18 protein-coding genes and 1 pseudogene are annotated in these 19,697 nt (G+C 58.3%); 12 read left to right on the top strand and 7 right to left on the bottom strand.

Annotated features, from left to right (window positions below; genetic code table 11):
- Position 1: 1 nt before the first annotated feature.
- Together QPL98_RS10435 and QPL98_RS10430 are read right to left on the bottom strand one after the other, a co-directional pair.
- Positions 2 to 1,204, bottom strand: coding sequence for a cytochrome D1 domain-containing protein (locus QPL98_RS10435; RefSeq protein WP_303293210.1), 1,203 nt, complete (start codon positions 1,202 to 1,204; stop codon positions 2 to 4).
- A gap of 14 nt (positions 1,205 to 1,218) precedes the next feature.
- Complete coding sequence (locus QPL98_RS10430) at positions 1,219 to 1,584, bottom strand: cytochrome c (RefSeq protein ID WP_114434502.1); 366 nt, start codon at positions 1,582 to 1,584, stop codon at positions 1,219 to 1,221.
- A gap of 222 nt (positions 1,585 to 1,806) precedes the next feature.
- Between QPL98_RS10430 and QPL98_RS10425 the strand changes: the two genes are divergently transcribed.
- The 9 genes and pseudogenes from QPL98_RS10425 to QPL98_RS10385 all read left to right on the top strand — a co-directional run bounded on the left by QPL98_RS10425 (position 1,807) and on the right by QPL98_RS10385 (position 10,112).
- Positions 1,807 to 3,531, top strand: coding sequence for a nitrite reductase (locus QPL98_RS10425; protein ID WP_011786567.1), 1,725 nt, complete (start codon positions 1,807 to 1,809; stop codon positions 3,529 to 3,531).
- Positions 3,532 to 3,560: 29 nt separating this feature from the next.
- On the top strand, positions 3,561 to 4,025 hold the full coding sequence (locus QPL98_RS10420) for an AsnC family transcriptional regulator (protein ID WP_011786568.1): 465 nt from the start codon (positions 3,561 to 3,563) through the stop codon (positions 4,023 to 4,025).
- On the top strand, positions 4,022 to 4,558 hold the full coding sequence (locus tag QPL98_RS10415; protein ID WP_222533915.1) for an Lrp/AsnC family transcriptional regulator: 537 nt from the start codon (positions 4,022 to 4,024) through the stop codon (positions 4,556 to 4,558). The genes QPL98_RS10420 and QPL98_RS10415 overlap by 4 nt, the downstream gene beginning before the upstream one ends.
- Before the next feature lie 22 nt (positions 4,559 to 4,580).
- Positions 4,581 to 5,042 carry an Lrp/AsnC family transcriptional regulator gene (locus tag QPL98_RS10410; RefSeq protein WP_303293263.1) on the top strand — a complete coding sequence of 154 codons (462 nt, stop codon included), beginning with the start codon at positions 4,581 to 4,583 and terminating at the stop codon, positions 5,040 to 5,042.
- Positions 5,017 to 5,538 carry an Lrp/AsnC family transcriptional regulator gene (locus tag QPL98_RS10405; protein WP_153740630.1) on the top strand — a complete coding sequence of 174 codons (522 nt, stop codon included), beginning with the start codon at positions 5,017 to 5,019 and terminating at the stop codon, positions 5,536 to 5,538. The genes QPL98_RS10410 and QPL98_RS10405 overlap by 26 nt, the downstream gene beginning before the upstream one ends.
- 133 nt (positions 5,539 to 5,671) lie before the next feature.
- The gene (gene nirJ, locus QPL98_RS10400; protein ID WP_303293209.1) at positions 5,672 to 6,871 is read left to right on the top strand and encodes a heme d1 biosynthesis radical SAM protein NirJ; all 1,200 of its coding nucleotides are present in this window, start codon (positions 5,672 to 5,674) and stop codon (positions 6,869 to 6,871) included.
- 71 nt (positions 6,872 to 6,942) lie between these two features.
- Positions 6,943 to 7,743, top strand: a pseudogene (cobA, locus tag QPL98_RS10395) (uroporphyrinogen-III C-methyltransferase); the annotation flags it as partial.
- Positions 7,744 to 7,781: 38 nt separating this feature from the next.
- Positions 7,782 to 9,296: a cytochrome D1 domain-containing protein gene (locus tag QPL98_RS10390; RefSeq protein ID WP_303293208.1), complete on the top strand. Its 1,515-nt coding sequence runs from the start codon at positions 7,782 to 7,784 to the stop codon at positions 9,294 to 9,296.
- Positions 9,297 to 9,398: 102 nt separating this feature from the next.
- Positions 9,399 to 10,112: a Crp/Fnr family transcriptional regulator gene (locus QPL98_RS10385; protein WP_303293207.1), complete on the top strand. Its 714-nt coding sequence runs from the start codon at positions 9,399 to 9,401 to the stop codon at positions 10,110 to 10,112.
- A gap of 54 nt (positions 10,113 to 10,166) precedes the next feature.
- On the opposite strand, the gene wrbA is transcribed toward QPL98_RS10385, so the two are convergent.
- A complete protein-coding gene (wrbA, locus tag QPL98_RS10380; protein ID WP_014422496.1) occupies positions 10,167 to 10,766 on the bottom strand; it encodes an NAD(P)H:quinone oxidoreductase in 600 nt (199 codons plus the stop codon).
- A 208-nt stretch (positions 10,767 to 10,974) separates the two neighbouring features.
- Between wrbA and QPL98_RS10375 the strand changes: the two genes are divergently transcribed.
- The 3 genes from QPL98_RS10375 to QPL98_RS10365 all read left to right on the top strand — a co-directional run bounded on the left by QPL98_RS10375 (position 10,975) and on the right by QPL98_RS10365 (position 14,731).
- Entirely contained in the window at positions 10,975 to 11,634 is a 660-nt protein-coding gene (locus QPL98_RS10375; protein WP_303293206.1) for a hemolysin III family protein, read from the top strand.
- Between the two features lie 95 nt (positions 11,635 to 11,729).
- Positions 11,730 to 12,869, top strand: a complete 1,140-nt coding sequence (locus QPL98_RS10370) for an NnrS family protein (protein ID WP_303293205.1) — start codon at positions 11,730 to 11,732, stop codon at positions 12,867 to 12,869.
- A gap of 269 nt (positions 12,870 to 13,138) precedes the next feature.
- Positions 13,139 to 14,731, top strand: a complete 1,593-nt coding sequence (locus QPL98_RS10365; RefSeq protein ID WP_303293204.1) for an antiporter — start codon at positions 13,139 to 13,141, stop codon at positions 14,729 to 14,731.
- An 82-nt stretch (positions 14,732 to 14,813) separates the two neighbouring features.
- On the opposite strand, the gene QPL98_RS10360 is transcribed toward QPL98_RS10365, so the two are convergent.
- The 4 genes from QPL98_RS10360 to QPL98_RS10345 form a co-directional block, all read right to left on the bottom strand.
- Complete coding sequence (locus tag QPL98_RS10360; protein ID WP_278350469.1) at positions 14,814 to 15,440, bottom strand: ankyrin repeat domain-containing protein; 627 nt, start codon at positions 15,438 to 15,440, stop codon at positions 14,814 to 14,816.
- A 116-nt stretch (positions 15,441 to 15,556) separates the two neighbouring features.
- On the bottom strand, positions 15,557 to 16,834 hold the full coding sequence (ltrA, locus tag QPL98_RS10355) for a group II intron reverse transcriptase/maturase (RefSeq protein ID WP_199451715.1): 1,278 nt from the start codon (positions 16,832 to 16,834) through the stop codon (positions 15,557 to 15,559).
- Between the two features lie 794 nt (positions 16,835 to 17,628).
- Positions 17,629 to 19,134, bottom strand: coding sequence for an MFS transporter (locus tag QPL98_RS10350; RefSeq protein ID WP_153741695.1), 1,506 nt, complete (start codon positions 19,132 to 19,134; stop codon positions 17,629 to 17,631).
- Positions 19,135 to 19,180: 46 nt separating this feature from the next.
- Positions 19,181 to 19,642 (bottom strand): universal stress protein, encoded by a 462-nt coding sequence (locus QPL98_RS10345; RefSeq protein WP_199452499.1) that lies wholly within the window; start codon positions 19,640 to 19,642, stop codon positions 19,181 to 19,183.
- Positions 19,643 to 19,697 lie beyond the last annotated feature (55 nt).

The following is a 19,697-nucleotide window of genomic DNA, read 5'->3' as shown; positions in this document are numbered from 1 at the left end:
CTCAAAGACCCAGCTGATGCGCCCGGTTGGTAAAGAAGATTCCGGATGGCTTCCGCGCCGGCAGGGTAGCCACCTCTTCAAGAGTACGGGTGTTATAGATGGTCACCCGATCACTGTCCCGGGAAGAGACCCATACTTCCTCACCACGCGGGGTGAATTCCATGTGCAGTACGGACTTGCCCGGCTCCAGGGTGCGAATGATTTCCCGGGTGCGGGAATCAATCACCTGCACCACATCGTTCTTCGGGTGGGCAAAGCTGACCCAGATCTGGCGGTTGTCCGGACTGGCCATCACAAACACCGGCTGGCCCTGCACCGGAATGCGCTGCACCATGCTCCAGTCTTCCATCTCCGCCACCAACACTTCGTGGCGACCGACGGCCGGCACAAAGGCATAACCGTCGGCGATGGCCCAGCCCTCCAGATGCGGCATCTTGTACACAGGCAGGCGCTGCTCACCCTTGCCGTAACCCGGCAGAATGGTCTGTGCGCCCTGTGCCGGCTCCCACAGATCCACCATCGACAAGCCGTCTTCCCCGAACAAACCGGCAATGTAGAAGCGGCCATCGGGAGTGATAAGGGCGTCGTAGGGTTCTTTGCCGGCCTCATGGCGGGATATGCCGGGCGGATTGCTGTACATATCCACGGTCCAGATTTCACCGGCCTCGAACAGGCTGAACACAAACTGGTTGCCCGGGGCATCCACCAGGCCCACCGTCTTGGACTGATCCTTCTCGCCCTGGGCGTTGGTGTAAAACGCCGGGATTTCCGCCACGGTATCCAGGGTCTCACTGTCGAAAATGTTCACGCCGCCGGGCTCGTAGTTGGATACCGCCACGTAACGACCGTCCTGTGAGATCGCTCCGCCGATGCTGTTACCGGACTGGATCACCCGGTCAGTTACCGTGCGGGTGAGCAGGTCGACTTTGGTGAGCCCGCCATCACGACCAAAGACATAACCGTATCGGGCATCCCGCGAGTACACCACTGAAGCGTGAGACAAATCTCCCAGCCCTTCTACCCGGCCCAGGATTTCGTGTTCGGAGTGGTCCACCACCAATACCGAGCCAGTGGCCCGTTCGATGATCAAACCCAGGTCACCTGTGCCGCGAAGCTCAACAGGCGGAGGTGCCGACAGGGATTGGCAGCCGGTGGTCACGGTGGCGGCGATGATCAGTGCAATCGGTGCAAACAGACGTTTCATCGTGGGTCCTTCGGTTATCGGCTTCGGGAAGAATCGACTTCGGGAGCAATCAAGGCGCCGGATTTCAGCTGCCTGCTGATCCAGGCAATTTCCTGGTCGCTCAGCAGAGCTTTCCAGGGTGGCATGGCCGTACCGGGAACGCCCTCCCGAATGATGGCGGCAATGGCTGCCTCTGGCAGGGTTTCGATATCCTCAGGCCGTAAGGGCGGGCCGAGGCCGCCTTTCAGTTTCAGACCATGGCAGGAACCACAATCCTGAATGACAAAATTGGCAAGCTCTGCCTCGGTTTCCGGTGCCCCGGCAACAGCGCCTGCCGACAGCATCAGGGCGGTAGCCAATATACCCACTTGCCAGCAAACGCCCAGTGCGGACCGTTTCATCAGCGCTCTCCTGAAGGATCACAGCCATGCTGCAATCCCAACAATTTCATGACCTTGATATTGATTAAATTTGTTGCAGGTATCCAGTGATCTTTGGGCATACGCCGCCTACCACCTGCGAGGTACTCTCTTGAAAACCTGCGGCTTTCTGACATTAATCAAGGTTCATAAGCCATAACAAGAGAAACCTAGGAGTACTCTTGAACCCAAGGAGAGAACCTGATGAGAGTAACCAAACTGATGATCAAGCCGCTGGCACTGGCAGTGGCCATTACGTCGTTGGGCGTAATGAACGCACAGGCCGCCCCGAAAGACCCTGACAAGTCCACCATGGCCTATGAAGGCACCCCCAGTGCGGTAGATGCGGAATCTGCCAAAATCGTTCGCTCCCCCGGCGCACCCGATCTGACCGATGCAGAATTCGAGAAAGCGAAGCAGATCTACTTCCAGCGTTGCGCCGGCTGTCACGGCGTTCTGCGTAAAGGCGCCACCGGTAAACCGCTGACTCCGGATATCACCCAGGAGCGCGGTATCGACTACCTCAAGGCGTTTATCAGTTACGGCTCCCCGGCCGGTATGCCGAACTGGCTGACGTCCGGTGACTTCGATGAAGAAACCGTGGAACTGATGGCCAAGTACATCATGCACGAACCGCCACAGCCTCCCGAATTCAGCCTGGCTGACATGAAGGAAACCTGGGAAGTGATCGTGCCACCTGAGGATCGCCCCAAGAAACAGATGAACGATCTGGACCTGGAAAACCTGTTCAGCGTCACCCTGCGTGATGCAGGCCAGATTGCCCTGATTGACGGTGATTCCAAGGAAGTCGTGAAGATCATCGACACCGGCTACGCGGTGCACATCTCACGGATGTCGGCTTCCGGCCGCTACGTGCTGGTTATCGGTCGTGACGCCCTGATCAATATGATCGATCTGTGGATGGAAGAACCGCAGACCGTCGCCAAGATCAAGGTCGGCATGGAAGCGCGCTCTGTCGAAACCTCCAAGTACAAGGGCTGGGAAGACAAGCTCGCCATTGCCGGCACCTACTGGCCGCCGCAGTTCGTGATCATGGACGGCGATACCCTGGAGCCCAAGAAGATCGTGAGCACCCGGGGTATGACCGTGAGCACCCAGGAATACCATCCTGAGCCACGGGTGGCTGCCATTGTCGCCTCCCACGCCCATCCGGAATTCATCGTCAACGTGAAAGAAACCGGCAAGATCATGCTGGTGAACTACGAAGACATGGAGAACATGAACATCACCTCCATTGATGCCGCGGAATACCTGCACGATGGCGGCTGGGATGCCAGCATGCGTTACTTCCTGACGGCGGCCAACAACTCCAACAAGATTGCGGTTGTGGATGCTCAGGATCGAAACCTGGAGGCGATTGTTGATGTTGGCAAGATTCCGCATCCGGGACGTGGCGCCAACTTTGTTGACCCCGAGCATGGTCCGGTCTGGGCGACCTCTCACCTGGGTGATCAGACCATCCAGATGATCGGTACCGACCCGGAAGGCCACCCGGACAAAGCCTGGAAGGTGGTTCGCACGGTGGATGGCCAGGGTGGCGGCTCACTGTTCGTGAAGACCCATCCGAAGTCCAAGAACCTGTGGGTAGACACCGCCCTGAACCCGGCGGAAGCCGTAAGCCAGAGCGTTGCCGTCTTCGACATCAACAACTTCGATGCCGGCTATGACGTGCTGCCAATTGCCGAGTGGGCCGAGCTGGGCGAAGGTCCCAAGCGTGTGGTTCAGCCGGAATACAACAAGGCGGGCGATGAAGTGTGGTTCTCTGTCTGGAACACCCAGGACAAGAAATCCGCCATCGTTGTGGTCGACGACAAGACACGCAAGCTGAAGAAGGTGATCAAGGGCGACTACATGGTCACCCCGACCGGTAAGTTCAACACTTACAACACCCAGCACGACGTGTACTGATCCCGGCCCCGGCCCGGAGGAGCAACCTGATGAGACTGGATGCGGCAGACAGACAACTGATCGACAGTTACCAGCGTAACCTGCCGGTCTGCGAACGCCCCTACGAGGAAATGGCCCGGACACTGGGCCTGACCGAGGAAGAGGTTATCCAGAGGCTGTCTGCCCTGCAGGAACAGCAGGTGCTCAGCCGGGTCGGCCCGGTGTTTGAACACAGTCAGGCGGGCGCCAGCCTGCTGGCTGCCGTGGCCGCGCCAGAAGAACAGATGGATCTGGTGGCGGCCCGGATCAACCGTGCCCCGGGCGTGAATCATAACTACGCCCGGGAGCACACCTACAACCTCTGGTTCGTGATGACCGCTCCGGATGAAGACACTCTGGAGGAACGGCTGGACGAGCTGGAACACCAGTTGAAGCTGCCAATGCTGAGACTGCCAATGGTCGAGGGTTACCATATCGACCTGGGCTTTGACATCGACTGGGAGGCATTACCATGAACCTGCCTGCCACCGGCCCGAACTACAGTTATCTGTTTGATACCGAATCCATGAGTGCCTGGGGCCTGCTGAGGTTGCGCGAGCAGCTGGAAAACGGCCTGCCCCTGACACCTCGCCCCTATCAGACCCTGGCCGAGCGCACCGGGCTGTCCGAACAACAGGTTATGAACGCTGTCAGCCAGTGGCAACAGCAGGGGCTGATCAAACGCTTGGGGCTGGTGGTCAAGCACCGCACCCTGGGCTATCGCGCCAACGCCATGGTGGTCTGGAACGTACCGGACGATCGGGTTTCGACGCTCGGCAATGCCATGGCAGCCGACGCTTGTGTCACCCTCTGTTACCAGCGCCCAAGACGCCTGCCAGACTGGCCCTACAACCTGTTCTGCATGATTCACGGCGTCAGTCGCGAACGGGTTCTGAATCAGCTCGCTGGTCTGATTGAGCAACACGAGTTGAGCAATGTGGATCACGCCATCCTGTTCAGCAACAAAGCCTACCTGCAGCGCGGAGGCCGTTATGTCAGCAATTGCTGAGCGTTCAAAGCCATCAGACCACATGCCTGTACTACCCGAATTCACGCCCCTGGAGCGTGCCATCATCAACCGCCTGCAGTACGGCCTGCCGCTCACGCCAGCACCCTACAAAGACGTGGCCGATGAACTGGGCGTATCAGAAGTCACGCTGTTGCAGCACCTGAAGGCCTTGCTGGACAACGGCACGCTGACCCGCTTTGGGCCCATGTTCCATGCCGGGGAAATGGGCGGCGGCCTGACGCTCGCAGCCATGCGGATTCCGGAAGCGGATTTCAGCAGGGTGACCGAGCAGGTGAACAGCTTTCCCGAGGTGGCCCACAACTACCGCCGCGAGCATGAGTTGAACATGTGGTTTGTTCTGGCCACAGAAACCCCGGAAGGCATTACCGAAACCATCCAGCGCATTGAGTCTCTCACTGGCTACCCGGTTTACAACATGCCAAAGGAGCAGGAGTTCCATGTCCACCTTCACTTCGAAGTCTGACTCTGTGCTGAGTGCGCGGGACCGCGAACTCATTGTCGCCACCCAGTCCGGACTGCCCCTGGTTTCCGACCCCTGGGCCGAATTGGGCAAACAACTGGATATGCCCGCCGATGAAGTGCTGACACGTTTTCAGAGGATGCAGGCTACCGGTGTTATCCGCCGGGTAGCGGCGGTACCCGACCATTACCGTCTGGGGTTTCGCTTCAACGGCATGACCGTTTGGGATGTCAGCGACGATGCGATTGCCGAACTGGGCGAGAAAATCGGCTGCCTGCCCTTTGTCAGCCACTGCTACCGGCGCCCCCGGCACTTGCCCTACTGGAGCTACAACCTTTTTGCCATGGTGCATGGGGTCAGCCGGGACGAGGTGGAGCACAAGGCAGCACAGATCCGCGAGGTACTCGGCGATGCCTGCACCGGACACACCATCCTGTACAGCTCCGCCATCCTGAAAAAAACCGGATTACGATTGAAAAAACAAACAGATAAGCAGTAGCACGTACCCCCTGAAGTACTCCATCAAAGGTATGGATACCCAGCGCCCGCAGGGGGATAGTTAGAAGGGCAGAGAGCCGGTAAAGGCCCGCCCGGAGAGGCAAGAAAGCCACTCCCGATGAGAGAGAAAAACTATGTTTCGCATGACCCGCTACATCAAAAGCCTGATGAATCCGGCACCGGTACGCCCGGTCCCCAAACCCAGCGGCCCGGTGGTGATCTGGAACCTGATTCGCCGTTGCAACCTCACCTGCAAACACTGCTATTCGATTTCAGCGGACATCGACTTCAAAGGCGAACTCACCACCCAGGAAATCTACAAGGTAATGGACGACCTCAAAGCCTTCGGCGTACCGGTACTCATCCTCTCTGGCGGTGAACCGCTGATGCGCCCGGACATCTTTGATATTTCCCATCGGGCCAAAGCCATGGGCTTCTACGTGGGCCTGTCCACCAATGGCACCCTGATTACCGAAGACAACATCAGCAAAATCGCCGAAGTGGGCTACGACTACGTGGGCATAAGCATCGACGGCCTGGAAGCCACCCACGACGAATTCCGCCAGAAAAAAGGCGCCTTCAAAGAGTCCATGCACGCCGTAGCCCTGTGCAAGCAAGCCGGCATCAAGGTGGGCCTGCGCTTCACCCTGACCCAGGATAACTACCCGGAACTGCCGGCCATGCTGGAGATGCTGGACGAGCACCAGATCGACAAGTTCTACCTGTCGCACCTGAACTACTCCGGCCGCGGTGGTCGCAACAAGAAGCGGGATGCCTGGTACGACATGACCCGCGACGCCATGAACCTACTGTTCAACCACTGCCACGACGAACTCAAGCGCGGTATCGAGCGGGAGTACGTCACCGGCAACAACGATGCTGACGGCCCCTTTCTGATTGAGTGGGCCAAAGAGCATTACCCGGACCAGGTCGACGCCCTCACCCAGCGGCTGACCAACTGGGGCGGCAACTCCTCCGGCGTGAATATCTCCAATATCGACAACCTCGGCGTGGTGCATCCGGACACCTTCTGGTGGGATCACAACCTGGGCAACGTGCGGGAAACCCCGTTTTCGAAGATCTGGTCGGAAACCACCGATCCGCTGATGCAGGGCTTCCGCCAGCATCCGCGCCCGGTAAAAGGGCGCTGCGCGGACTGCAAATACCTGAATATCTGCAACGGCAACACCCGGGTACGGGCTTACAACGTGTCTGGCGACTTCTGGGAGGAAGATCCGGGCTGCTATCTCACCAACGAGGAAATCGGGGTAGTTGATAACACCCCCCGACGGGTCGCCGCTCCGGTGATCGAAATCCCGGTTCACAATCTTTAAGGAACGACGCCATGACCACAAACCCGCGAAAGAAATGCCTGGTGGAGTTCCAGCTTGCGGAGCAACCGTTGCGCCCGGGCGAAGTTGCCATCGTCGGCGCCGGTCCGGGCGACCCCGGGTTACTCACGCTGCGCGCGCTGATGCTGATTCAGCAGGCCGATGCCATCGTTTATGACCGCCTGGTTTCCCCGCAGATCATGGAACTGGTGAACCCCCGTGCTGAACGCATTCATGTGGGCAAGGCCAGCGGGTGCCACTACGTACCCCAGGAAGAAACCAACGAACTGCTGGTGCAACTGGCCATGAAACAGCGGCGGGTAGTTCGCCTGAAAGGCGGCGATCCATATATTTTTGGCCGCGGCGGAGAAGAAGCTGAGTTCCTGGTGGACAATGACATCGATTTCCAGGTGGTGCCCGGCATTACCTCTGCGGCGGGGTGCGCCTCTTACTGCGGCATTCCTCTGACCCACCGGGATTATTCCCAGAGCGTGACCTTCGTCACCGGTCACCGTAAGGCTGACCAGACTCTGGAACTCAACTGGCCGGTACTGGCCGCACCAGGGCAGACCCGGGTGTTCTACATGGGCCTGCACAATGCACCGACCATTGTTCGCGAACTGACGGCCCACGGCCTTTCAGAAAACTGCCCGGTGGCTCTGGTGGAGCGCGGCACCACACCACTGCAACACATGACGGTCACCACCCTGAAAGACCTGGTAGACACCATTGATCGGGAAGACTTCCAGCCCCCCACCCTGATTATTGTGGGCGAGGTGGTGCAACTGGCTGACAAGCTGGCCCGCCCGGCCCAGGCAGGATGGAACAGCGCCCTGACCAAGCCTGCCGTCACAGCCGGCCAACGGCCCGCCTGAACGAAAAACGTTATCTGACCAACCGGGAGCTGTAGCTGGTGAACCTGAACCAAGCCCGAGCAAACCTGAACACAATCCTGCTGATTGCCGGTGCCGTGATCACAGGCCCGGCCCTGGCCGAACAGGCCAATAACCACAGCACAGAGTCTCTCTACCTGCAGCAATGCGCAGCCTGCCACGGCCCGGACAGGCTGGGCGGCATGGGCCCGGCGCTGCTGCCGGAGAACCTCGGCCGGCTGAAGAAAGCCGAGGCCGAACGGGTCATCCGGGAGGGGCGACCGGCCACTCAGATGGCGGGCTATAAAACCATCCTCAACGACCAGCAGATCGCGGCGCTGACCGACTTCATCTATCAGCCCCCGAGCCATGAGCTGAAATGGGGTGAGGCGGAAATCCGCAGCAGCCGGGAAGTCAGCCACCCCCAGGGCTCACTGCCGGATGAGCCAGTGTTTGAGGCGGACCTGATGAATCTGTTCCTGGTGGTAGAAATCGGCGATCACCATGTCACTCTGCTCGATGGCGACAAGATGGAGCCCATCCACCGCTTTCCCAGCCGCTTCGCCCTGCACGGCGGCCCCAAATACAGCCCGGACGGCCGTTATGTGTACTTTGGCTCCCGGGATGGCTGGATCACCAAGTACGACATCTACAATCTGAAAGTCGTGGCCGAGGTTCGCGCCGGCATCAATATGCGCAACATCGCGGTTTCCGCTGACGGAAACTATGTGCTGGCAGCCAATTACCTGCCCCACTCCATGGTGTTGTTCGACGCCGCCAATCTGGAGATGCTGGATTTTATCCCCGTTGAAAACGATACCGGAGAGAGCTCCCGTGTAAGCGCCGTCTACGCCGCACCACCCAGAAGCAGCTTTATTGCTGCCCTGAAAGACATTCCCGAAGCCTGGGAAATCACCGTCGAAAACCGCGAGGCAAAGGTGCGCCGAATGGCCACCGACACCCTGCTGGACGACTTCTTCTTCGACCCGGGCTACCAGCACCTGATCGGCGCTGCACGGGATGGCAAGCACGGCGTAGTGATCGACCTGGATACCGGCAAAACCACGGCTGAACTGCCCCTGCCCGGCATGCCTCACCTGGGTTCCGGAATTACCTGGGAGTACCAAGGTCGTCGGGTAATGGCTACCCCCCACTTCCGGGCCGGCGCCATCTCCATTATCGACATGGACACCTGGGAGGTGATCAAGACGCTGAAAACCGAAGGCCCGGGGTTCTTCATGCGCAGCCACGAAAATTCCCGCTACGCCTGGGCAGATGTGTTCTTCGGCCCCAACGCTGACAAGGTGCACATTATCGACAAGCAGACCCTGGAGATCGTCAAAACGCTTCAGCCGGAGCCGGGAAAAGTGGCCGCGCACGTGGAATTCGACCGCCATGGCGAGAAACTGCTGCTGAGCATCTGGGACAAGGATGGCGCCGTCATTGTCTATGACGCAGATACCCTGGAAGAGGAAAAACGCATTCCGATGAACAAGCCATCCGGCAAGTACAACGTCTGGAACAAGATCAACTACGAGGAAGGCACCAGCCACTGACCCTTATCGACTGAGTAACACAGGCTTAATGGTTTAAGTCATTTCGAATGTAGCTTTCATGGTAGGATAATTGACCTAAGCTAATGCAGCCGGGGTCAAGATATGAACAGCAGTTTCAGGCCGCCCGTGGCCTCCGCACCATGCCTGCTGGGTAGCGACAGTGATGATCTGATTCATTACAGTGTCGCACCTGCCGAAGTGGCACTACTGAATGGCCTGAGCCACGCCTTTGGTATCTGCCTGAACGAAAATCGGGATAACCCGGAGGCCCGGTTTCTCAATCATCTTGCCAGCCTGTTTCAGCAACAACGGGTAGACCCGGAAACCCCGCTGGAAAAGCACGACCGCCCCTGGGCCAATGTCTATCTGGTTCAGTACGGTATCCTCCGGTTATTCCGGGAATCTCCGGCCGGCAAGGTCGCCGTCCACCATTTCTTTTCAGAGGGTGACCTGATCTGGCCGGTCTTTGGTCGCAGCCGCACGGTTCGCAATACCTTATGCCTGACCAGTGTTCTGCCTGCCACCCTGTGGGTAGCTGATTTTTCGGCGTTCCGTTCGGCCATCCAAAGCTACGGCGATGGCCAATGGCACAAGTTTGCCCTGGTACTGACAGAGGAAATCGCAGAACTGACCAGCATGCGGGAATACCGAAAACACACCATGTCGGCCCGGGAACGCTACCAGCTGCTGCTGGAGGAATATCCGGAGCTGGTCAAGCGTGTGCCGGACAACCAGCTCGCTTCCTGGCTGGGTGTGGTGCCAGCCACCTTCTCCCGCCTCAAGACCGCCTTTGCCAATCAAAGTAAAAACCCATAAAAAAGCGGCGGAACTCTGTCCGCCGCCAATACCTGAGTTCACTTCCTGCTGCAATTAACCGTGCAGCTTGATCGCCAGTTCCGCCACGTGCTTGCCCTGGAAACGGGCAATGGCCAGTTCTTTCTCACTGGGCTGCCGACTGCCATCACCGCCGGCAATGGTCGAGGCGCCATAGGGCGTGCCGCCGTTCACTTCTGAAATATCGAAGAATTCCGGTATGCCGTAACCCAGCGGCACCAACACCATGCCGTGATGAGCAAGCGTGGTCCAGAACGAGGTGATGGTCTGTTCCTGACCACCGCCAGTGCCAGTGGAGGTAAAGACACTGCCGACCTTGCCATGGAGCTTGCCCTCAGCCCAGAGGCCACCGGTCTGGTCCAGGAACGTACGCATCTGGCCGGCCATGTTGCCGAAGCGTGTCGGGGTACCGAAGATAATGGCGTCGTAGTCTGCCAGTTCTTTCGGGTCCGCCACCGGGGCGCCCTGATCGGCCTTGCCACCGGCATTCAGAAAGGCTTCATCGGCCATGGTCTCCGGAACACGCTTGACAACAACATCGGCCCCATTCACACCGCGAGCGCCTTCGGCCACGGTATTGGCCATGGTCTCGATGTGCCCGTACATGGAGTAATAAAGAACAAGAATTTTCGCCATCGCAACAATCTCCTGTGTGTGCGTTCAATGATTCAAAGCCTAACTGCTCTGTCGGCAAGACAAAAACGGAAGTTTTCCGGCAGGTCTTTCAGTTTTTCTGAACGAAGTCACAGAATGTTCATGGGCCATGATTTGCGTACACTTGTACGCTGAAATACCCTATACTTTCGTTGAATCGCAATTTCCCCATAAGGCAATTATCCAAACCATGACGCACAGCCAGCCAGATTCCGTTCATCACAGGATAGAAGAGTGGATTAACAGCGCCACCCACGGTATTGGAGCCCTGCTGAGTGTGGTAGGGACGGTCGCCCTGATCGCAGGCGCCAGCCAACTGGAGGATGTCTGGAAGATTGTCAGTTTCAGCGTATTCGGTGCCTCACTGATTCTGTTGTACATGGCGTCCGCGCTCTACCACGGCGCCCGCCATCCGCGCCTGAAAACGGCCTTCAAGACCCTGGATCACTGCGCCATTTTCCTGCTGATTGCCGGTACCTACACACCTTTTCTGCTGGTCAACATGCGTGGCACCACCGGCTGGACCCTGTTTGCCGTCATCTGGTCCCTGGCCCTGACCGGCGTGGTACTGAAGGTGATCTTCAAAAACCGCTTCAAGCTCGCACGGGTAGGTATCTACATTGCCATGGGCTGGCTGATCACCTTCGCGTCATCCGACCTGGTGGCCAACCTCAGTGAAACGGCCCTGCAACTGACCATCGCCGGCGGCATTGTCTATACCGCCGGCGTTGCGTTTTACCTGGCCGACCGCATTCCTTACATGCACGCGATCTGGCACCTGTTCGTGATTGGCGGCAGCGCCTGCCATTTCAGCGCTATCTATTACGGGGTTCTTCCTCATTCCGTCTGAATGCGTGGCCGTCACGCACCGTTCGCAAAGCATTGACCACAACCCATCCAACGTTGACACTCCGACTCAGTCGACTCATTACTCCGGATGACATTGTGGCACGCTCAACACAACCCAATATGCACAGCTTTTGGCTGTTTTTCCCGGCGGCCTCACTCTGGGCCGCTACGGTGGTTCCATTGTCCATCTACGCAGCGCTATCCGGCTATGGGTGGCCCCCGGGGCTGATTGGTGCTGGCCATGGCCATGAGCTGATTTTTGGTTTCGCACTGGCATTGATCGCCGGTTACACACTCGGGCCGCAACCCCGGCGCGCCCTCGTTCTGCTCTTTGGGCTCTGGTTAGCGGCCCGGCTTGCCTGGCTGCTGGCACCCGAAACACTCTTCGCACAGTCACTCAGCCCGGCTTTTGCACTGCTGCTGGCATGGTATGTGGTGCCACGGTTTCAGGCGGCCAAGAAATGGCGCAACAAAATTGCCGGCCCGCTGATTCTCGTGCTCTGCCTGATGGCTTTGGTCTACTTTCTGACACAAGCCGGCCTGCCTTTGCCAGACACCCGCCGCCTGCTCCAAACCACCATCCTGGGCCTGCTATTACTGATGACTTTTATGGGCGGAAGGATTATTGCCCCGGCCGTGGCCGGCACGCTGGAAAAGCGGGGCACCCCCCTGGAAGCCAGGGTACAACCGCACATAGAAGGAGCACTGCTGGTCGTCCTGCCGATCGCCATGACGTTGATGCTGTTCAGTGCCACCGAACAGCTGGCCGGACTTCTTCTTGTCTCAGCCAGTGCGCTGGTGGTTATCCGGATCGCCCGATGGAAACTCTGGCACTGTAGCAACCGGCCCGACCTGCTAGTGCTGGCCCTTGGCTACCTGTGGCTAGCCATCGGTGCGGCGTTCGCAGGCGCACGTCTGCTAACCGGGCATCCGGTTCTGCCCGCATTACACCTCATTGTTGTCGGAGCGCTGGGGACACTCTCGGGGAGCGTGATGCTTCGACTGGTCTGGCAGCGGGCGCGCCGGACATTTCCGCCAGCATGGCAGGTTATCGCCATCGCGATACTGGTGGCAGCCGCCACCATAAGCCGCTACCTGGCGGGGGCCACGCCTTACTCCCAACCTGAACTTCTTTGGTTCTCTTCCGGCTGCTGGGCTCTGACCTTTGCAGGCGTCGCCGGTCAGGTAATGGCCCTATATCCGCTTACGCAAAAAACCCGGCACGGCCCGCCATAGCCACCGGAAATGATTGGCTACCTCTACTGCGCCAACTCGAAAAGCAGCTACTACCTACGGCATACCACCAACATAACTTTATGTTTTAAAAGGTTTTTAAAAGCGACCAAGCCTTTCAGAAAAAGAGCCGAATTGCGAGATCATCTTACCGACAACCTTCCTTGATATTTATCAGGATTGAAACACCCGCCTCGTTTGCAAAATGAGTCCAACGCCGTGACAGCCACTGATTCCGGTGGCTCCGGGTCAAAGAAACGAGGAGCTTAACCATGGCAAAAACCAACGCCGACATTGAACACTGGGATGTCGAAAGTGAGGAGTTCTGGGAGCGGGAGGGCAAGAAAGTCGCCTCCCGCAACCTGTGGATTTCCATCCCCAGCCTGCTGATGGGATTCGCCATCTGGCTGATGTGGGGAATGATCACCACCCAGATGAAAAACCTGGGGTTTTCTTTCACCGTTGAACAGCTGTTCACACTTACGGCCATTGCCGGCCTGTCCGGTGCAACCCTGCGAATTCCGGCCTCGTTCATGATCAAGATTGCCGGCGGTCGCAATACCGTTTTTCTGACCACCGCATTGCTGATGATCCCGGCGTTCGGCACCGGTGTCGCCCTGATGAATCCAGACACACCGTTCATCGTGTTCCAGGCGCTGGCGCTGCTGTCCGGTATTGGCGGCGGTAACTTTGCCTGCTCCATGAGCAACATCAGCGCGTTTTATCCGAAGAGCAAACAGGGGTACGGTCTCGGCATGAACGCCGGCCTGGGTAACTTCGGCGTGACCACCATGCAGATTCTGATTCCACTGGTAATGACCGTTGGCGTGTTCGGCGCTGTTGCCGGTGATCCCATGCAACTGCAAAGCCCCAGTGGCACCCTGATCGGCCGTATTGAGGCCGGCACCGACACCTGGATCCAGAACGCCGGCTTCATCTGGCTGGTCTTTCTGATTCCGCTGGCCTTCGCGGGCTGGTTCGGCATGAACAACCTCAAGGTGGTGACTCCCAATCCTGGCAGCCCGATATCGGCATTCGGCAAAATACTTGGCCTCTATGGCGTTGGTCTGCTGACCTCTATCGCCGGCGTCTGGGCTCTGTCAGTCATGAATATGTGGCTGGCCCTGCCCATCACCATTGTGCTGACCGTGGCGCTGCTCAGACTGATCCCAGGTGACATCAAGCCCAACATCAAGAACCAGTTTGCCATCTTCAGCAACAAGCACACCTGGTCCATGACCGTGCTTTACATTCTGACTTTCGGTTCTTTCATCGGCTTTTCTGCCGCCCTGCCGCTGTCCATCAGCGTCATCTTCGGCAACATGATGGAAGTAGGCGCCGACGGTACCATGACTCGTGTAGTCAATCCGGAGGCGCCCAGCGCTCTGACCTGGGCCTGGATGGGGCCGTTCGTTGGCGCCCTGATTCGTCCGGTCGGCGGCTGGATTTCCGACAAGATGGGCGGTTCCATCGTTACCCAGATCATCTCGGTGGTGATGGTTGTCGCTTCGGTCGCCACCGGCTACGTGATGATGCTGGCCTACAACTCAACTGATCCGAACAGCTATTTTGCCCTGTTCCTGATCCTGTTCATTGTGATGTTCGCCGCCAGCGGTATTGGCAATGGCTCCACCTTCCGCAGCATTGGTTTTATCTTCAACCAGCAGCAGAAGGGCCCGGTACTGGGCTGGACCTCAGCAATCGCCGCTTACGGCGCCTTCATCGCCCCTCGCGTGATGGGCCAGGAGATCCAGGCCGGCACGCCAGAAGTGGCCATGTACGGGTTCGCAGTGTTCTATGCGGTGTGTCTGGTGGTTAACTGGTGGTTCTACCTGCGCAAGAACGCCTACATCAAGAATCCGTAACAGCAAGAATCCAAGCGTTAGACCTCTGCTCGCCGGCCCCACAAGGGCCGGCTTTTTTATGGCGGCAGGGAACGACCAATGATCAGCGTTTCTCCGCGGCTTCGGGCTCACAACCCAGAGCAGTGAGCACCTGCTGCATGGGCTCCCCCTCCCCGGCACTTGCCTCCAGCGCCAGATCCCTGGCGCTCTTGCCCGATTTATTAACCAGCTCCGGATCTGCCCCGGCAGAGAGCAGCAACCGAACCAGTTCCGGATTGCGGTTGCGCACAGCCATCATCAGCGCAGTCTGCCCGTTTTCGTATTCCCGGATGTCAGGATCGGCACCTCTGGTCAGTAGCAGGCGTACAGCCTCCGGACGGCTGGCAATCACCGCCCCCATCAGAGCCGTATAGCCGGTTTTTTCCGTATGGTTTATATCCGCGCCATGATCCAGCAAGAAGGCAAGAATATCCGTATGACCACGGGAGGCAGCCCTCATCATGGCCGTCCACTTGCAGTCGTCCCCTGCGTCAACCCGGGCCCCACGCTCGACCAGCTCGGCAACCCGGTCAGTCTCGCCCTCTTCCGCCGCCACAATCAGGGGAGTTCTACCCCTGCTATCACGGGCTTCCAGATCCTCGCCTTCGCCCAGGAGCTGCCAGAATCCGAGTAACAGGGCCAGCGCCAACATCGCCCCCATCAGCCCGGACCAGCGTTCCCAGAACCCCATGACCTCTCTCCTGTTGCGACCACTTTCCTCCGAGCATACAGCGAGTAGGGTGAGGCGTTACCGCCTCATCCCTCTCACAGAACCGTACATACGGACCACGTATACGGCTCATGCCATTAACTTGCCCTGAACTCGGGGACAGGGATGCCGGTTCGTACTTGGGTCAGATCCATCAACCTCAGCTCATTGTGCAGGTAGGCGTTGGGTAAGGCCAGGCTTGCCAGCGGTGAAGCCGCATTACGCCAGCTTTGCATCTTGATGAACTTAAACGGCGGGCGATAGCCCAGCTGTTTCAGCCTCCGATGCAACCGGCCCGGCTTCTTCCACTGCTTGAGCTGGATGCAGCGCAGGCGCCGCCTTAACCACCTCATCACCTGCTTCAGTACCCTCGCGCAGTTCGCCACCCGGAAGTAGCTGACAAAACCACGCAACACAGGATTCAGCTCGCGGATAATCACCGCAAGCCCCTCACCCCGGTTTCGCTTTGTCAGCGCTTTCAGCTTCTGCTTGAGTTTCACCACCTTCTTGTCCTGGATACGGGTGTAGTTCGTGTGGATCACCACACCCAGGAACTTCGCACCCTCATCGCTATGGGCGATGTGGGTCTTGGTGGCGTTAACCGTCAGCTTCAGCTCTTCTTCCAGATAGCTTTGGGCCACCCGTAACGCATTCTCCGCGCCCGCTCGTGAGCCGCACAGGATCAGGATGTCGTCCGCGTAGCGGACGATCCGGTGACCCCGGGCTTTCATGAACTGGTCGAAGGCGTCCAGATAGACGTTCGCAATCAGCGGGCTGATCACTCCGCCCTGCGGGCTTCCCAGTTCCGTTTCTTCAAGGTGGTACCCCACCATCACGCCGCTTTCCAGGAACTGGCGCAGCAGTGACAGAACACTGCCGTCCGTGATCCGTTGACGGAACTGGCGGATGATCAGGTCATGGTTCAACGTGTCGAAGCATTTCGACAGGTCCATGTCCACAACCCAGTCACGCCGGTACCGGCGGATAAACAACTCCGCCTTGCCAATGGCGTGGTGACCACTGCGTCCCGGACGATACCCGTAGCTCGACGGGTGAAAGTCCGGGTCGAAGATCGGCTCTATGATGCTGCGCAACGCCTGCTGCACAACCCGGTCCCGAACCGTCGGAATGCCCAGCAGACGCTCACCGCCGTCATCCTTGGCGATGGCTACGCGTCTGACTGGTTGCGCCCGATAGCGCTTTTCCTTCAGCTCGAGCAACAGGCACGACAACTCCACCTCCAGATTCGCCTCAAACGCACTCAGGCTCTGCCCATCGATTCCGGCCGCGCCCTTGTTGCGTTTGATGTGTCTGAAAGCTTCATACAGGCGCTGCTTTGACAGCAATTGCCAGTACAGACTGTAGTATTTCCTCATGCCTGCTCATCTCTGTGGTGACGGCTTCGGGGATTGGCTTGGCTGCCGGTGTGCTTCAAACGATCCGTCCGGGTACTAGCGCTCTGGCAATCTGCCGCCACGGTATCGCTCTACTCCCTTGTTCGGAGAACACCAGAGCCACTGCGTTCCCACAGTACCCCAGTGCACGTCCCTGCCCCGTCGGGCAGCTTGTGAACGCAGCGTCCACCTGTTCGCTCGTCGTCCGTCACTCTCGTTAATGACTTCCGCCCTTCGCATCCGATCAGAGCTTTTGACCCCGACCGGTCCGCTGAACCTCCGCCAGCGGTCATTCCGGTTTTATCCTCCACGCTGTTACCAGGCTTCTCAGGCCAGAACTTCCTCACTACTACGGCTTCATCTGCCACCTCGCACCGACTGAGACCTCGGCTTTCACCTTGCGCCACAGCCTCCGGCTTCGCCGGATTCGGTGTCAGGCTTCCCCGGTTACTGCACCGGCTCCCTGTTAACGATGCCACCCTCAAGCACAGCCCAGGTCTGACTGAGTATCGGGCTTCGCGTTATTTCGCACGCTGACCCACCTGAACTGCCGAAGCAGGTTCACTTGCGTTGTGTACCGTTAACTTCCTATGGCTTCCTTCAGACCCCACCGTTGGCCAGTGACGCCCTTGCCAGTCGGATTGTCTTCCCCTCAGTCGGGGTGACGCCATCTTCTTTCAGATGGCCGGGTTTGCCAGCTTCGCCGGGCAAACAAAAAACCCGCCGGGATTGCTCCGCGGCGGGTTGTCACAGCTCCCGTTGTAAAGGGAACGTTTTTACCGTGCTGTCTGGCCCGCCAACCGGTGGCGCTCCTCTTCTTCGATCTGCAGATCGACAGAAGACACGTGGTATTCCTCAGAGAAGCCGCTCTCGGGTTCCTTCAGCCACATAATGCACAGTATCCAGCTAACAAAGGCTCCAGCGGCGATGATGAAGAAGAACTGGGTCGGGGTGACAAAAGTGAAGATGGTCAGGTAGACCACCGCACCGACGTTGCCATAGGCACCAGCCATACCAGATATCTGGCCGGTCAGGCGACGCTTGATAGAGGGGATGATGCCAAAGGTGGCGCCTTCTGCACCCTGTACGAAGAAGGACGTGAACACAGTGATCGCCACTGCCACAATCAACGGCCAGTTGGAATTCAGTAGCCCCATAAGACCGAATCCTACCGCAATACCGAACATGTAGCTGAGCATCACGAAACGGCGGTTCCCCATGCGGTCAGATACCAGGCCGCCCATCGGACGGGCCATCAGGTTCACGAAGGCGAAAGATGCCGCAATCAGCCCGGCTGCCGTTGCGCTCAGACTCCAGGTCTCTTCGAAGAACATTGGCAGCATGGAGACCACGGCGAGTTCCGCGCCAAAGTTAGCGAAGTAGGTGCTGTTCAGGGCAGCCACACTGTTGAACGGGTATTTGTCGTCCTCAGGCACGCCTTTCTTCAGGATGGGGACGTTTACCCGCAGTATCTGAACAATCTGATAGCAGACAATGGCGAAGATCACCGCGTAACAGATAGCAGCCCCGGTGGCAGACAGGTACCCCATGTTCTGGATACGCCACACCAGAATAGCCAATACCCCGACCAAAGGAATGGTCCACAGGATCAGCTTGACCATATCACCCCAGGTGCTGACTTCCAGTGCCACGGCCTTACGGGGTTTACGATGCACGGTACCAGCAGGGCCGTCGGTAATCGCGAACCAGTAGTAGACGCCGTAGGCCGCCATCACGATGGCACTCTGGGCGATGGCCCAGCGCCAGCCGTCTTCACCGCCGTACATGGTAATGGCAATGGTCGGCAGTGACATGGCAGCCGCCGCAGAACCAAAGTTGCCCCAGCCCGCATAAAAGCCTTCTGCAAAGCCAATGTCCTTGGGTTTGAACCACATGGCCGTCATATGAATACCAACCACAAAGCTGGCACCAATGGAGCTCAGTACCAGGCGGCTGACCAGCAACTGAGCCATGGTGTTACCAAAAGCAAACACCAGCGCCGGTATGGCCATCACCACCATCAACACCGAAAACACCCTACGTGGACCGAAGCGGTCCAGCGCCATACCCACGATAATGCGGGCGGGAATCGTCAGCGCCACGTTACAGATGGCAAACAGGCGCAGGTCGTCCTTGGTCAGCCAGTCCACGCTTTTGAGCATGCTGGACGCCAGTGGCGCCATGTTGAACCAGACATAGAATGTAATAAAGAAGGCAATCCAGGTCAGGTGTAGTGCCCTGATTTCAGGATTGCGGACGCGGAATACGTCAGCGACTTTCATTTCAGCCTCCCGGGGCTAAGACAATGGAAACAGGTAATCCCGGCCATCAAAGGCTGGGCAGAATCAGAAGTGGGCACTGGATCCGGCGAGCCAGGAAGGAGCTGACGCTGCCAAACGTCATGTAATCCAGTTCGTCCACGAAATAGGTCAATGATCGGGCAATGAAGCCGCCGTCAGGCTCATGACTGTGGCGGGCGATGACCAGCATGTCTGGCCGTACCTTTTTCTCGGCGGCGAACAGCAGGCTCTTGCGGGCGTCGCCTTCCAGCATCAGGCTCTCGGCACTCACCTGCTCGCTTTCGCACAGTTCCAGAGCTTCTTTCAGATGCTGTTTCAGCTCGCCAACTTCTTCCTGAAACAGGTCTTCATTGCCGGAGGTGATGTCGCGTGGGTTTTCTGCCACCGCAACCAGCGTGATTTTTGGCTCCAGCCGCCGAAACATGGTGATGGTCTGGGCCAGCGCCAGTTTCGCGTTTCGGGAACCGTCGTAGGCAATCATGATGTTCATGTGGCTCTCCCGGTATCACACCCCCAAGACGGAGGCATTCGAGTTGATATCGGTC

It is taken from the genome of Marinobacter sp. ST-43 (assembly GCF_030541085.1).
Taxonomy (GTDB): domain Bacteria; phylum Pseudomonadota; class Gammaproteobacteria; order Pseudomonadales; family Oleiphilaceae; genus Marinobacter; species Marinobacter nauticus.
This window is presented reverse-complemented; position numbering and strand designations above follow the sequence as displayed.

Coding starts and splice junctions, on each gene's coding strand:
- QPL98_RS10385 (WP_303293207.1), top strand. CDS start 9,399: ATGAACAGCAGTTTCAGGCCGCCCGTGGCCTCCGCACCATGCCTGCTG.
- QPL98_RS10345 (WP_199452499.1), bottom strand. CDS start 19,642: ATGAACATCATGATTGCCTACGACGGTTCCCGAAACGCGAAACTGGCG.
- QPL98_RS10435 (WP_303293210.1), bottom strand. CDS start 1,204: ATGAAACGTCTGTTTGCACCGATTGCACTGATCATCGCCGCCACCGTG.
- QPL98_RS10350 (WP_153741695.1), bottom strand. CDS start 19,134: ATGAAAGTCGCTGACGTATTCCGCGTCCGCAATCCTGAAATCAGGGCA.
- QPL98_RS10415 (WP_222533915.1), top strand. CDS start 4,022: ATGAACCTGCCTGCCACCGGCCCGAACTACAGTTATCTGTTTGATACC.
- QPL98_RS10410 (WP_303293263.1), top strand. CDS start 4,581: ATGCCTGTACTACCCGAATTCACGCCCCTGGAGCGTGCCATCATCAAC.
- ltrA (WP_199451715.1), bottom strand. CDS start 16,834: ATGAGGAAATACTACAGTCTGTACTGGCAATTGCTGTCAAAGCAGCGC.
- nirJ (WP_303293209.1), top strand. CDS start 5,672: ATGTTTCGCATGACCCGCTACATCAAAAGCCTGATGAATCCGGCACCG.
- QPL98_RS10375 (WP_303293206.1), top strand. CDS start 10,975: ATGACGCACAGCCAGCCAGATTCCGTTCATCACAGGATAGAAGAGTGG.
- wrbA (WP_014422496.1), bottom strand. CDS start 10,766: ATGGCGAAAATTCTTGTTCTTTATTACTCCATGTACGGGCACATCGAG.
- QPL98_RS10425 (WP_011786567.1), top strand. CDS start 1,807: ATGAGAGTAACCAAACTGATGATCAAGCCGCTGGCACTGGCAGTGGCC.
- QPL98_RS10365 (WP_303293204.1), top strand. CDS start 13,139: ATGGCAAAAACCAACGCCGACATTGAACACTGGGATGTCGAAAGTGAG.
- QPL98_RS10405 (WP_153740630.1), top strand. CDS start 5,017: ATGTCCACCTTCACTTCGAAGTCTGACTCTGTGCTGAGTGCGCGGGAC.
- QPL98_RS10430 (WP_114434502.1), bottom strand. CDS start 1,584: ATGAAACGGTCCGCACTGGGCGTTTGCTGGCAAGTGGGTATATTGGCT.
- QPL98_RS10420 (WP_011786568.1), top strand. CDS start 3,561: ATGAGACTGGATGCGGCAGACAGACAACTGATCGACAGTTACCAGCGT.
- QPL98_RS10360 (WP_278350469.1), bottom strand. CDS start 15,440: ATGGGGTTCTGGGAACGCTGGTCCGGGCTGATGGGGGCGATGTTGGCG.